This window comes from Urechidicola vernalis, assembly GCF_031846385.1.
Classification (GTDB): domain Bacteria; phylum Bacteroidota; class Bacteroidia; order Flavobacteriales; family Flavobacteriaceae; genus Urechidicola; species Urechidicola vernalis.
Genome location: NZ_JAVRHV010000002.1, coordinates 82569 through 94927 on the forward strand (window position 1 = coordinate 82569; position 12359 = coordinate 94927).

At 33.2% G+C, this 12359-nt stretch carries 15 protein-coding genes and 1 tRNA gene; 10 read left to right on the plus strand and 6 right to left on the minus strand.

Annotated features, from left to right (window positions below):
- Position 1: 1 nt before the first annotated feature.
- The 6 genes from RM519_RS05625 (at position 2) to RM519_RS05650 (ending at position 3795) form a co-directional block, all read left to right on the plus strand.
- Positions 2 to 157, plus strand: a complete 156-nt coding sequence (locus RM519_RS05625; RefSeq protein ID WP_311592647.1) for a hypothetical protein — start codon at positions 2 to 4, stop codon at positions 155 to 157.
- Positions 158 to 401: 244 nt separating this feature from the next.
- Complete coding sequence (locus RM519_RS05630) at positions 402 to 914, plus strand: hypothetical protein (protein WP_311592648.1); 513 nt, start codon at positions 402 to 404, stop codon at positions 912 to 914.
- On the plus strand, positions 907 to 1074 hold the full coding sequence (locus RM519_RS05635; protein WP_311592649.1) for a type II toxin-antitoxin system antitoxin: 168 nt from the start codon (positions 907 to 909) through the stop codon (positions 1072 to 1074). Before RM519_RS05630 ends, RM519_RS05635 begins: the two co-directional genes overlap by 8 nt.
- Before the next feature lie 32 nt (positions 1075 to 1106).
- Entirely contained in the window at positions 1107 to 1688 is a 582-nt protein-coding gene (locus RM519_RS05640) for a hypothetical protein (protein WP_311592651.1), read from the plus strand.
- 65 nt (positions 1689 to 1753) lie between these two features.
- Positions 1754 to 3013: a DUF819 family protein gene (locus tag RM519_RS05645; protein WP_311592652.1), complete on the plus strand. Its 1260-nt coding sequence runs from the start codon at positions 1754 to 1756 to the stop codon at positions 3011 to 3013.
- A gap of 77 nt (positions 3014 to 3090) precedes the next feature.
- Positions 3091 to 3795 carry a DUF4369 domain-containing protein gene (locus RM519_RS05650; protein ID WP_311592654.1) on the plus strand — a complete coding sequence of 235 codons (705 nt, stop codon included), beginning with the start codon at positions 3091 to 3093 and terminating at the stop codon, positions 3793 to 3795.
- Here the strand turns inward: RM519_RS05650 and RM519_RS05655 are convergent, their stop codons facing one another.
- Positions 3796 to 4215 carry a DUF4442 domain-containing protein gene (locus RM519_RS05655; protein ID WP_311592657.1) on the minus strand — a complete coding sequence of 140 codons (420 nt, stop codon included), beginning with the start codon at positions 4213 to 4215 and terminating at the stop codon, positions 3796 to 3798.
- 334 nt (positions 4216 to 4549) lie between these two features.
- Between RM519_RS05655 and RM519_RS05660 the strand changes: the two genes are divergently transcribed.
- From RM519_RS05660 to RM519_RS05675, 4 genes are all read left to right on the plus strand, one after another.
- Positions 4550 to 4981 (plus strand): DUF4870 domain-containing protein, encoded by a 432-nt coding sequence (locus RM519_RS05660; RefSeq protein WP_311592658.1) that lies wholly within the window; start codon positions 4550 to 4552, stop codon positions 4979 to 4981.
- 10 nt (positions 4982 to 4991) lie between these two features.
- Positions 4992 to 5333, plus strand: coding sequence for a PadR family transcriptional regulator (locus tag RM519_RS05665; RefSeq protein ID WP_311592659.1), 342 nt, complete (start codon positions 4992 to 4994; stop codon positions 5331 to 5333).
- Positions 5330 to 7087 carry a PspC domain-containing protein gene (locus RM519_RS05670; protein WP_311592660.1) on the plus strand — a complete coding sequence of 586 codons (1758 nt, stop codon included), beginning with the start codon at positions 5330 to 5332 and terminating at the stop codon, positions 7085 to 7087. Before RM519_RS05665 ends, RM519_RS05670 begins: the two co-directional genes overlap by 4 nt.
- Before the next feature lie 118 nt (positions 7088 to 7205).
- Positions 7206 to 7922, plus strand: coding sequence for a head GIN domain-containing protein (locus RM519_RS05675; RefSeq protein ID WP_311592661.1), 717 nt, complete (start codon positions 7206 to 7208; stop codon positions 7920 to 7922).
- A gap of 331 nt (positions 7923 to 8253) precedes the next feature.
- Here the strand turns inward: RM519_RS05675 and ctlX are convergent, their stop codons facing one another.
- The 5 genes from ctlX to RM519_RS05700 all read right to left on the minus strand — a co-directional run bounded on the left by ctlX (position 8254) and on the right by RM519_RS05700 (position 12298).
- A complete protein-coding gene (gene ctlX, locus RM519_RS05680) occupies positions 8254 to 9189 on the minus strand; it encodes a citrulline utilization hydrolase CtlX (protein ID WP_311592662.1) in 936 nt (311 codons plus the stop codon).
- 107 nt (positions 9190 to 9296) lie between these two features.
- Positions 9297 to 9917 (minus strand): thioredoxin family protein, encoded by a 621-nt coding sequence (locus tag RM519_RS05685; RefSeq protein WP_311592664.1) that lies wholly within the window; start codon positions 9915 to 9917, stop codon positions 9297 to 9299.
- A 158-nt stretch (positions 9918 to 10075) separates the two neighbouring features.
- Entirely contained in the window at positions 10076 to 11329 is a 1254-nt protein-coding gene (locus tag RM519_RS05690) for an alginate export family protein (RefSeq protein WP_311592665.1), read from the minus strand.
- A 13-nt stretch (positions 11330 to 11342) separates the two neighbouring features.
- Entirely contained in the window at positions 11343 to 12068 is a 726-nt protein-coding gene (gene ric, locus RM519_RS05695; RefSeq protein WP_311592666.1) for an iron-sulfur cluster repair di-iron protein, read from the minus strand.
- Positions 12069 to 12225: 157 nt separating this feature from the next.
- Positions 12226 to 12298: transfer RNA gene (locus RM519_RS05700), tRNA-Lys, on the minus strand.
- Between the last annotated feature and the right edge of the window lie 61 nt (positions 12299 to 12359).

Sequence of the window (12359 nt, forward strand, 5' to 3'; positions counted from 1 at the left end):
TATGACGCAATATAAAATTTTAACCAAAAAACTTTTTAAAAAAGAAGATGCATTTCTTGACACAATGAACTCAGAAGCCAGAAATGGTTGGAAAGTGATTAGTGTAGGATATAACGAAGGGCACATCTCTAAAGTGGTCTTGGAAAAATCAAATTAAAAAAAAATAAAAAAGCTATGATCTGGATACTACTAACCATTATCACTAATTTAATCGCATTATTCATATGAATTATATAAAACCCATTATCTATTTAGCACTTCTTATTTCTGGCTCTTTACTAATTTCTAGCTCAGATGGAAGTTTAGTAACTATTGGCATTCTATTTTTAGCGACAGCGACAGTAAAGTTTTCAAAGAGATCGATTTGTATTTTTAATTCAAAATCAAAATTTTAAACTGAAATGAAAGTATTTGTAGAAGAACAAAGATTTAAAAATTGGGTATTAATCATTTTAATGATTACACCTATCGTTGGAGTACTAATTCCAATTCTTACTTCAAAAGAAGGGTTTCCTGCCTTTAACACTCCAAAGTTTTGGAGTTTAGTAATGGTTTCTTTTTCGGTTGTCCTTGTTTTTCTATTAATCCTTTCCATAAAACTCTCAACAAAAATTAATGAACAAGGAGTATTCTATCGTTTTTATCCAAATCAATGCAAAGAAAAATTCATTCCTTGGAGCCGAATTCAACAATGCCATGTAACCAAGTACAATTCGTTAAGAAAATTTGGAGGATACGGCTATAGACGTTGTTTTTGGGGCAAGAACAAAGGGCTTGCATTAAATGTAGGAGGTAAATACGGAATTCAGTTAGTACTTGAAAACGGAAAAAAAATATTGATCGGTACTCAGAATGAAAACGATGCAAAACGTGTCTTGGAAACATATCAATCTAAAATAAATTCGAATGGCTAAAAAGAAAGCATTTGCCTTAAGAATTAACGAAGACATGCTCAAAGCGGTTGAAAAATGGGCGGCAGACGAGTTTAGATCTACCAATGGGCAATTGGAATGGATGCTAAACAAATGCCTAAAAGAAGCGAATAGGCAACCCAAAAAGAAAACGGAAGAGTAAATTTATTGCTATCTTCGTTAAAAATTAAACCTATGAAAAAGGCCTTCTTTTACTGTGTTACCCTTGTTTTTTTGTTTTCATCAGTTGTTTCCATTGCACAGCATGAAACAGAAGAAGATACGCACAAAGAGCAAACTGAACATTCAGAACATTCCGAATTAAAAAAACATTCCATCTCTGCAGTTTTAAGTCACACCAATATCAATTCCGCCAAAGAAAATCGTAATGGTAGTAATTGGATAGCGGCACCCTCTTTTTGTTTTAACTATAATTTCAATATTAATCATAAATGGGCCATAGGTTTGCACAATGACATCATTGTTGAAAATATAGACTTAGACCATACTCATGACGGTGGTGATGGAGTTATTAGACAAAGACCCATATCCATGGCAATCATGGGAACCTATAAACCATTAAAATATCTTGCCTTTCTTGCTGGAGGCGGTGTCGAACTCTCTAAACATGAAGATTTCCCTGTAATTAGATTAGGAGTTGAAGCACCTATGCACCTTCCTAATAATTGGGAGGTATTCGGTTCTCTTACCGGAGATATCGGTATAGATAGTTACGATAGTATTACCTTCGGAATCGGATTCGCAAAATTGTTCTGATAAATTTTTAAACTGACAAATTCTTAACTAGATATTTATATATTTGTGAAAATCAAATCACATATATGGATTCTACACCTATGTTTACCAACGACACAATGGTCTTTGGTTTATTAATGTTAATGCTGGCATTGGTATTTTACACCTCCTCTAAAAAAACAGGATTTTGGTCTAAATTTTATTCGATAATTCCGGCACTTCTAATGTGCTATTTGCTGCCTGCAGTTCTGAATTCATTAGGATTAATTTCACCAGAAATTTCAAAAACTTATGATATAGCAAAAAACTATTTACTACCAGCAGCCTTGGTTTTAATGACTTTGAGTCTCGATTTAAAATCGGTTTTCAATCTTGGCCCTAAAGCCTTAATTATGTTCTTTACAGGAACTGTTGGAATTGTAATTGGTGGACCTATTGCCATTTTATTAATTTCAATGGTAAGCCCAGAAACGGTTGGAGGTGCTGGACCAGATGCTGTATGGAGAGGACTATCAACACTAGCCGGAAGTTGGATTGGCGGAGGTGCTAATCAAACAGCCATGTATGAAATATTTAAATACAATCCAGAGAAATTTGGAGCCATGATTTTAGTAGATATTGTTGTTGCTCAAATTTGGATGGCAGTATTGCTCTTTGGCATCGGGCAAAAAGAACGCATAGACAAATGGTTAAAAGCAGATAATACGGCCATTGAAGAATTAAAAAACAAGGTAATTAAATATGAAAAAAGTGTTTCGAAGATTCCAAACTTAACGGACTATATGATCATGTTCGGAATTGCATTTACAGCAGTTGGTATTGCACATTTTGGTTCTGATAAAATTTCTACTTTTTTATCTGGTTTCGAATTATTTAGCGATAAAACTTCTGCTCTAGCCTCCTTTACTTCAACCTTCTTTTGGATGATTACCATTGCCACTGTAATTGGAATAATTCTTTCATTTTCTAAAGCAAAAAAATATGAAGGTGCTGGTGCCAGTAAATTGGGAAGTGTATTTATTTATATTTTAGTTGCTTCTATAGGTATGAAAATGGATTTAGGTTCTATTTTCGAAAACCCCGGCCTTCTATTAGTTGGACTTATTTGGATGGCAATCCATGTTATTTTACTAATTGTTGTTGCTAAAATTATTAAAGCCCCTTATTTTTTCTTAGCCGTTGGAAGTAAAGCAAATGTTGGAGGCGCTGCCTCTGCACCGGTAGTAGCAGCTGCGTTTCACCCTTCACTGGCAACAGTAGGTGTTTTACTCGCTGTTGTTGGATATGCCATAGGCACATTTGCCGCCCTATTTTGTGCCAATTTAATGGAAATTGTTTCTCCCTAATTATTATCGCTCTATATCCATTGATTTTTGATAAAAAAATCGATATTTGTAGCCATAAATTTTTTGAGATAAATAAGATGATTAGAAAGATTGTACTTGCTGTTGTAACTGTTGGATTCATGGTAGCCTGTTCTTCAAAAAAAGAAGGTTCTATGGTAGTGGAAGGAACTATTCAAAACTTTAAAAAAGGAACTTTATACTTACAGAAATATCAAGACACTTTGCTAGTGTCTGTGGATTCCATTTTTTTAAATGGTGAAAATAATTTTAGACTTGTAGATAATATTGAGAGTCCTGAAATGTATTATTTAACATTAAATCAAATGGAAAGTGAAAAAATTGATTTCTTTGGCGAAAAAGGAATTATCACTATTAATACCAAATTGGACAAATTTGCGACCACTGCTGAAGTTTCCGGATCTAAAACTCATGATATATTATTAGAGTATCGAGATATGATAAGCCAATTTAACGGTAAGAGATTGGAGATTGTAAAAGAAAACTTTGAAGCACAAAAGAACAATAATAGCGATAGAATGGTTGAGTTAGACGAAGAATTAAATAGACTTCTTAAAAATAGATTTCGTTATACGTCTAGTTTTGCCATTCGAAATAAAGACAGCGAAGTGGCACCATACTTAGCATTATCCGAACTATATGATGCTCACATAACTTTATTGGATACTGTAAACAATTCACTTACAAGTTCTATCCAAAAATCAAAATACGGACTGGCATTGGACAAATATATTAAAGACATTAAAACAGCGGAAAGTAACTAATTAAGTTCTAAGTTTTATACTCCATTCGTAACTAAAGGAAGATACAGTATCTCCTGCTTCATCTACACCTTTAGACACTAATATAATTTGTTGTCCCTTACCCGTTGCTATCGATTGCGCTATAGCTGTTTTGACCATGTCAGTATCGACACAGGAAAACAAGATCGTTCCTTTCGCCTTTTTTAAGAACTCACCTTGTTGTTTGGTTACAAGCATTGAAATTCGTTTACCACTTTCAGCAATTTCACGCATTACAATAATACCTGTAGTTAATTCAGAAGCCATCCCTTGCGTTGCCCAATACAACGATTTAAATGGATTTTGATTGATCCATCTAAATTTTACTTTGGCCACTACTTCTGAATCTGAAATTGATTTTAATCGCACCCCGCTTAAATAAGCAGATGGTAGTTTTGCCATCAAAAAAAGATTAATCTTACTCGGTGTAAACTTCATTTTATACAATTTGAACTCACAATTTACTCATTTTTACTGAATAATAATTTAAGTTTTAAAATTTTATTCCTAAGATGAAAGAAATACAATTTACCCGTACAGCGCCTTTAAATACTGACTTCACCCCTATTCTCAACAAGTAAACCATCAAAGCATAACTGTTAAAATTTGTTAAATTTTAGTACTATGTGTTGCATACTACCTTTTTTTATTTATATCTTTGCATAGTAAATTAAAGGGTAATACCATATAAGTTTCGAAAACTAAGGTAAAATCCACCAACAATAAACAAACCAACATGAAAACTAAAACAGAACAAAACAATGCTTTTCTAATTCATATTTCCGCTTTGGCAGGATACTTTTTTCCTTTGGGAGGAATTGTAGCACCACTTATCTTTTGGCAAGTTAAAAAAGATGAAAGCGCATATTTAGATGAGCAAGGTAAAGAAGCCGTAAATTTTAATTTAAGTTTCTTTTTATATCAATTTATTTTGGGCTTAACCTTTATCCCTTTGTTTATCCGTTCAATTTTCAGAAATGTATCTAACCTAGATCATATGCATAATGATTTCTTTTTTGATTTCCCTAATGTACTTGGTTTTTTCGGAGGTATTTCATTAATAGGAATTTTAGGACTGATTCGATTTGTTCTAATAATTCTAGCAGCAGTTAAAGCAAATAAAGGGGAAGATTATAAATACCCTATTACAATAAAATTCATTAAATAATTCAACACTTATGAAGATTGAAAACACAAAAGCGCAAATGCGAAAAGGGGTTTTGGAGTTTTGTATCCTCTCTATCTTAAACGATAAAGATGCGTACACTTCAGAGATCTTAGAGCATTTGAAAGGTGCAAAATTACTAGTGGTTGAAGGAACCGTTTACCCATTATTAACTCGACTTAAAAATGCCGGGCTCTTAAATTACAGATGGGAAGAATCTACCTCTGGACCACCTCGTAAATATTACGGTTTAACCGAAACCGGAAAACTATTTTTAAAAGAACTAAACACAACTTGGAACGACTTGGTAGAGGCCGTTAATCTGGTAACAACTAATAAATCAACAAAAAAATGAACAAGACTATAAATATTAATCTAGGTGGATTGTTTTTTCATATTGATGAAACTGCATATCAAAAACTAAACAGGTATTTGAACTCCATTCGTAAATCTTTGAGCGATGATCCTCAGGGAAGAGACGAAATTATAAAAGATATTGAATCGCGTATAAGCGAATTATTGTCTGAAAGAATTGTTGACGAAAGACAAGTTGTTAGTGATACTGACATCGACGAAATCGTTACAATTATGGGACAACCAGAAGATTACAACGTAGATGAAGAAATCTTTTCTGAAGACACTTCGTATTCAAGAAAAAGAAGACCATCTAAAAAGTTGTATAGAGATGGTGATGATAAATTTCTAGGTGGCGTTGCTTCTGGAACCGGACATTTTTTAGGAATTGAACCAATATGGTCTAGAATTATTTGGTTGGTAATTGCTTTTGGAACAGGTATCGGGTTTTTGGCTTACATTTTATTATGGATATTACTTCCTGAAGCAAGGAGTACTGCCGAAAAATTAGAAATGGAAGGCGAGTCAGTAAATATTGACAACATTGAAAAAAAAATTCGTGAAGAGTTTGAACATGTGTCAAAACACGTAAAAAAGGGAGCGAATGATATTTCTGAAAAAATCTCGAGCGCTGATTACAAAAAATATAAAGGAAAGGCCAAATCGGGATTGCAAGAATTTCTAGATACTTTGGGAAACGTATTAATCACCTTGTTAAAGGTGTTCGCTAAATTTATCGGTGCATTAATCATATTTATAGCGGCAATTACATTGATAAGTTTAGTAATTGCAATCTTTTCTTGGGGAAGTTTTGAAGCCTTAGGAATGCATGAAGAATTCTTTGATTTTTCACCTCAATTTTTAAGCACAGCACTACCCTATTGGTTAATTGTATTGTTTGTATTTATGGCTGTCTCAATACCATTTGTAGTATTGTTTATGCTTGGTCTTAAAATACTATCTAACAATTCAAAATCATTTGGAAAAGTAACCGGATTAACTCTTTTAGCATTGTGGATAATTGCGGTTTTAGGACTTATATTTTCTGGAATTGATATCTCAAGCCGATATAGCCAATCTGGAATTAGTACTACAAAACATGACCTAGCAATTGTACAAACGGACACTTTAAAGGTTTCCATGCATAAATTTGATTCGGACTATTCATACAATAATAATTACAACAGTTATTATGGTAGAAATAATAGTTATAAGGTCGTTACTGAAAATGATACGAAAAAACTCTACTCTTCTGATGTTGATGTAGACATAAGAAAAAGTGAAACGGACGCAGCGTATGTTAAAATCAGGAAATCTGCCCGTGGAAGAACTTATGATGTTGCAAAAAGTAATGCGGAAAAAATTGAATATCAGTTTCGATTAGACGGTTCAAGCCTTCAATTAGACAACTTCTTTTTAAACAATTTTCCAAATGGTTTTTTTGATCAAGGGATTGATGTAATCATATATCTGCCAGAAGGGTTTACGGTTTATTTAGATACCTCAACAAGAAATTATTTAGACGATGTTTCAAATGTTCAGAATATTTATGACCGCAGTATGACAAAACACCATTACATTATGAGTGAGAGTGAACTAGATTGTTTGGATTGTAATGGAGACGAAAGAAAAAGCGGAAACTACAACGGAAACGTAAATTTAAAAGTAGATGAGAACAGCGTTAATTTAGAAATTAACTCTGATGGAGAGAAAGTTGAAATGAAACTGGACAGTTCTGGAGTAACCATAGATTAAACAAAATCGTCCAATCAATACAATTCATCCCTAAGATATAACAATTCAGTAAAAACTAATTAAAAACCTAACTAACCAAACTTAATTTAGCCAAACAATTTAACTAAAACCAATTATTATGAAAACAACAAAATTTTCAATTTTAGTAGTACTTCTAATCGCAACTACATCCTGCATGTTTGATGGATTTGGAATTAAAGGAAACAGAAATGTAGTTTCTGAAGACCGAAAAATTTCGGCAGAATTTTCTGAAATCAAAGCAAGTCATGGTATTAATGTCTATTTAACTCAAGGAACTCCAACGGATTTACATGTAGAAGCAGACGAAAACATTATTGATCTATTAGTTACTGAAGTAGAAGGAAATACGTTAAAAATTTATTTTGACAAAAATGTCTCTAGAGCAAAGGCAAGAAATGTCTATGTTACTGCAGATGAATTAACTTACCTAAAAGCCACAAGTGGTTCAGAAATTAGAAGTGAAGGAACCATTCGAGCAAAAAATTTAAAATTAAGTTCTAACAGTGGTGCCGAATTAGTTCTTGCCATAAACGCGACCGAAGTAACATGTTCTACAAGTAGTGGTGCGCATGCAAAATTAACTGGAACGACAAAATCTTTTGCCGGTGATGCAAGTAGCGGTAGCCATATTGATGCGGATGATTTAACATCTCAAAAAGCAACAGCAGGTGTTTCTAGTGGAGCCGATATTTCAATACATGCTAGTGAAGAATTAGATGCCAGAGCAAGTAGCGGAGGACACATTTCTTTCGAAGGAAATCCTGCCGTTTTAAACAAATCTAAATCTTCTGGAGGAAGCATATCTAAACGCTAACTAACCGTAGCGTATAACCTGGTTGTAAAAAGTTAACGAATTAAGTTATTTTAAAAATCATGATTCTCTTTTAAAATATAGATAAGTAACAACAACCAACTTTAGTAGTAACACCTTTTTGTTGTTGAGGTGTTGCTACTTTTTTTGTCGCAGGGCGACAGCCAAATATTCAAATATCGAATCAAAATCAACAAAGGTTATAAAAAAGAATTAAGTCAAGTTATCTTCTTTATGATCCATAGAATGAGAGTTATAAATATTCCCTCCTTGAGGAAAACTAGGGAGGTGTGAAAAAAGATTCTTCCCTCCACTCAGAATGACGAAACAGTCTTTAAACATTCGGTAAAAACACCTCAGCCATCATACACCTGGCACTGCCACCTCCACAGGTTTCTATTGTAGATAATGAACTTGAAACTATTTTACTAGTCTTTTCAATTACGGCTCTTTGATCCTTAGTTAAACATGCATCCGCCGCTGCGGACATCACTGTAAAACGTTGGTTATTGGCACCGATTACTTGTAACATATTCCCAGCAAAATTTTCAACTTGAGCTTCAGTAATATTCACAATTTCTTTGCCTGAAGCTTTCATTTGTTTCACCAATTGTTTACGCTCTTTTTTATCATCAATCGAGGCCAAGCAAACAACTGCAAATTCTTCTGCCAAAGCCATCATTACATTGGTATGATAAATTGCTTTTCGCTCACCATTTACAGTTTGATTTGCTGTAAATAATAAAGGTGTAAACTCAAAATCTTCACAAAATTCAATTACTAAATCTTCCTCTGCACGTTGAGACAAAGCACAATAAGCAATCTTATTTTCTCTATCTAGTAAGAGACTTCCTGTTCCTTCCAAATAAATTTCTTCATCTTCTGCAGCCGTATAATCGACGACATCATTTATGTGGAATCCATTCGTTTCTAAGATATCAAAAACGTCCTCTCTCCGCTCATCTCTTCTGTTTTCAGCGAACATTGGATATATACCAACTGTTCCGTCTGCATGAAATGAAATCCAATTATTTGGAAAAATAGAATCAGGAGTATTTGGCTCTGAAGTATCTTCAACTACGATAACATTAATACCTTTAGCCCTTAATTTTGACACAAAAGCATCAAACTCTTCCAAAGCTTTGGCCTGAATAGTTGCCGGCAATGTAGCTTTCAAACTTTTTTGATAATAATTATTTACAGCAGTTTGTTCGTTCATTCTAAAATTTACTGGACGAACCATTAATATTGTATTCGTAATTTGAGCCATAGCATTTTAAATTTTGTGCAAAAAAAAGTTCCTAGAACCGATACAAATGTATCAATAGTTCTAGAAACTTAATACTGCTTTCAATAAAAATTGAAGTTCTATTTTCTTTATTCTTTTACAAGATCTACTAACTCGTTTATGATGGTCTGTCCTTTATCTTTATTATACCAAACCTGAATATCCTCTTTAAATTCTGGAGTTAATTTTCCATGTAATTCTTTATATTCCTTTACCATATCAGTTAAAACTTTTGGCCTAGAGCCATAAGTATCTACTACTTGGCCACTTTCATTGTCAACCATAACTAACTTTGGAATGGATTGCGCACCATTGGTTAAAAAATTACTCATTAAATCAGGGTTTTCGTCTCTAAGCAAGACCTTCAAATCTAAGTTCTCAGATAACTCTGCCACTTTGTTTATTGCAGGTAAAACATGGGCAGCATCTCCACACCAACTTTCCGTTAGCACCAACCAAGTATATTTTTTATCTAACTTCTCAATTGACTCTCTAACTTTTTCAGAAACTTTCAATGTCTTATTCCAACGCTTCATTCTTCGTTGATTAAGACCTGTATAAACTACTCTATCTTCTGATTGATCTACTCCAGTTGTACCATTAGATTTTGCCAAATCATTCACCAATTCGATGTACGATTTATAGGTCATTCCTTTTTCCAAACTAGATTCTACAACTTGTTTACATTCGCGCTCACAAACTACTGACATAATTATTGCTTTTTGAAGGTTATTAAGACGTATTAATTTTACAAATCTTACATTGCAAATATATAAAGACTAAATAGTATTTAATGTAACTTAAGCTACAAAAAAAAGACTTTACTATCTTTTAATAATAAAGTCTTTTAATCTAATTTAATAAAAGGCTATTTTGCCTTGCTTGTAAACAATGTTGGTTTAAATGTTACCATTAACCAAGTCCATGAATTGTACTCATCTTTATCTCCTCCTTTTAGAATTTCCATAGATTCAGTTGCAAACATTGCAGAGTGTCCCGCAGCTATACTAAAAGATTTTGATATTCCATAGCCCATAGTTAAATCCAATTCCGTTCCTAAATTACTATCATACTCTGTAAAACCTTGTTGTATCGTTGCTGGAGCGGAGAAGAAATGTGGTGCTAATTTCGCATTGAATTTATCTTTCTTATACGCTATGTGTCCATAGACATCAACCAATCCAACAGATCCAATATGATTTCCAACATAAAAATAATCCATTAAACCATTAAATTTATGGTTGGTACCAAACAATGGGTTAAACGATTTCACATCAGAACCCGTATCTGTCATATCTTTACCCGAAAAATATTCAGCACCGAATCCTAAAGAAAACTGATTTGTTAACGAATAACCTACATTACCTCCTACATTCATAGCACTAACAGAGTTTCCATTCAAGTCTCCTGTTTGAAAATATATTTGAAAATCTGCATTGAACTTTCCTTTCTTATAATTTAAGTAAGATCCAATAGTTTGAGAGTAGTCAACCTCTAAGTCCATGTTTGTGTCCTCATACTCAACTCCATTATTCAATAATAAGAAACTTAAACCTAAGTTATCAAAATCTGTGTGATACCATGCATATTGAAAAGCTTTATAACCAGCAGCATTAGTGTATGGAGTTGCAATATTAGATTGACTGTCTGCATTCATAGCAATACCAAAATCTAATTTACTTTTCTCTCCAACTTTCCAGTGTGCAACCAAAGCATCATGACTTCTTGCCTGTTGCGCCCAAGCAACGCCTCCAAATATTCTTTCGTTATCGTATGCTATTACTTGTCTACCTAATTGCACTGAAAACTTTTCAGATAAAATAGCTTCTGCCCATGCTTGGTGGAAAGCAATGTTTGTGTCGTCTGAAGATAAAGTACTTACATCACCCCAAACACGAACATTTTGTAAAGACACCCCTAAACGAATTTTATTGTATAAAAAGTCAACGTTTAAACGTGTTCTTTGCGAAATAAAATTCGCTCCATCAGCATCGGTTTCTAATAGTGTTTTTTGCCCATGAGCGTTCTCATAACGCGGTCTAATTTCGGCTGAAAGTCCAAAATCCTGTGCACTCATTATTAATGTAAAAAATAAAAAAGTTGCGGTCAGTAATTTTCTCATAATTGTTAGTTTTTTATTGTAAAGATAATTGTTTTTCTAATTTTATTGATTTAGGGAATAAAATATTATTCTCTAAATGTATGTGTTGATGCAAGTCTTGTTCAAACTCTTGTAATTTAGCATATAAGGCTTTAAAAGTATTACACGCTTCTTCCGGAGGTGTAAAGTCATTCGTTAATTCAGCGATTTCTTTAAAAATGTCTCCAGCGGTTTCATGCTCATTTTCCATCATGTTTATTGGATTATCAACAGAGCCAAAATGTGGTTTCATCGTTTTTATATTTTCATTTTTTGCAAGTACCAATTGCTTAACATATGGAAATAATATCAATTCTTCCTTTTTCATATGCCCTGCAAGTTCTTGAACTACTTCCTCAACCAATTCATTTATTCTTAAAACCTCAACATAATGGTGTCCGTGTACTTTAGCAACTTTATTTGCATATTGTAATAATATCGGAATACTTTCCTCTACATATGTATGGTGAATATTTTGGATATGATCAATTAAAAAGTCTAATTCCCATTTATTATAATTAAACGCTCTTGGAATATTATTGCCAATGCTTTTTAACTCACTTTCCAACGCTTTATAATCAATACCCTTTTTATCACAAGCCTTTTGAATTGTTATTCCACCTCCGCAGCAAAAATCTATTCCATATTTTTTAAATACATCGGCAGCTTTAATGTTTTGATTCACAACATCTGCAACTGTTCTATCCTCATTAACTATCATATCTTTTAAGTTTTAATTCGCAATTTATACGAGCAAAATTAAGACGCATAACAAGAGTATTTTATGATAAAAATCAGTTTAACCAATAAAAGACCAATTAGTACTTATATTCTTTTGAAAATCAAAAAACCGATACAAATGTATCGGTTTTTTTATGTGACTTGGCTGGGGCTCGAACCCAGGACCACCTCCTTAAAAGGGAGGTGCTCTACCAACTGAGCTACCAAGTCGTCCTTCTTTTTCGTTTTAGCGGCTGCAAATATAAACACTTGTTTTAATAAAACAAACAGA

Bases quoted from the DNA above. Each gene is read 5' to 3' on its own strand.
- RM519_RS05650 (WP_311592654.1), top strand. From the start codon at position 3,091: ATGATTAGAAAGATTGTACTTGCTGTTGTAACTGTTGGATTCATGGTA.
- ctlX (WP_311592662.1), bottom strand. From the start codon at position 9,189: ATGGCTCAAATTACGAATACAATATTAATGGTTCGTCCAGTAAATTTT.
- RM519_RS05635 (WP_311592649.1), top strand. From the start codon at position 907: ATGGCTAAAAAGAAAGCATTTGCCTTAAGAATTAACGAAGACATGCTC.
- RM519_RS05660 (WP_311592658.1), top strand. From the start codon at position 4,550: ATGAAAACTAAAACAGAACAAAACAATGCTTTTCTAATTCATATTTCC.
- RM519_RS05640 (WP_311592651.1), top strand. From the start codon at position 1,107: ATGAAAAAGGCCTTCTTTTACTGTGTTACCCTTGTTTTTTTGTTTTCA.
- ric (WP_311592666.1), bottom strand. From the start codon at position 12,068: ATGATAGTTAATGAGGATAGAACAGTTGCAGATGTTGTGAATCAAAAC.
- RM519_RS05665 (WP_311592659.1), top strand. From the start codon at position 4,992: ATGAAGATTGAAAACACAAAAGCGCAAATGCGAAAAGGGGTTTTGGAG.
- RM519_RS05645 (WP_311592652.1), top strand. From the start codon at position 1,754: ATGGATTCTACACCTATGTTTACCAACGACACAATGGTCTTTGGTTTA.
- RM519_RS05670 (WP_311592660.1), top strand. From the start codon at position 5,330: ATGAACAAGACTATAAATATTAATCTAGGTGGATTGTTTTTTCATATT.
- RM519_RS05625 (WP_311592647.1), top strand. From the start codon at position 2: ATGACGCAATATAAAATTTTAACCAAAAAACTTTTTAAAAAAGAAGAT.
- RM519_RS05655 (WP_311592657.1), bottom strand. From the start codon at position 4,215: ATGGCAAAACTACCATCTGCTTATTTAAGCGGGGTGCGATTAAAATCA.
- RM519_RS05675 (WP_311592661.1), top strand. From the start codon at position 7,206: ATGAAAACAACAAAATTTTCAATTTTAGTAGTACTTCTAATCGCAACT.
- RM519_RS05690 (WP_311592665.1), bottom strand. From the start codon at position 11,329: ATGAGAAAATTACTGACCGCAACTTTTTTATTTTTTACATTAATAATG.
- RM519_RS05685 (WP_311592664.1), bottom strand. From the start codon at position 9,917: ATGTCAGTAGTTTGTGAGCGCGAATGTAAACAAGTTGTAGAATCTAGT.
- RM519_RS05630 (WP_311592648.1), top strand. From the start codon at position 402: ATGAAAGTATTTGTAGAAGAACAAAGATTTAAAAATTGGGTATTAATC.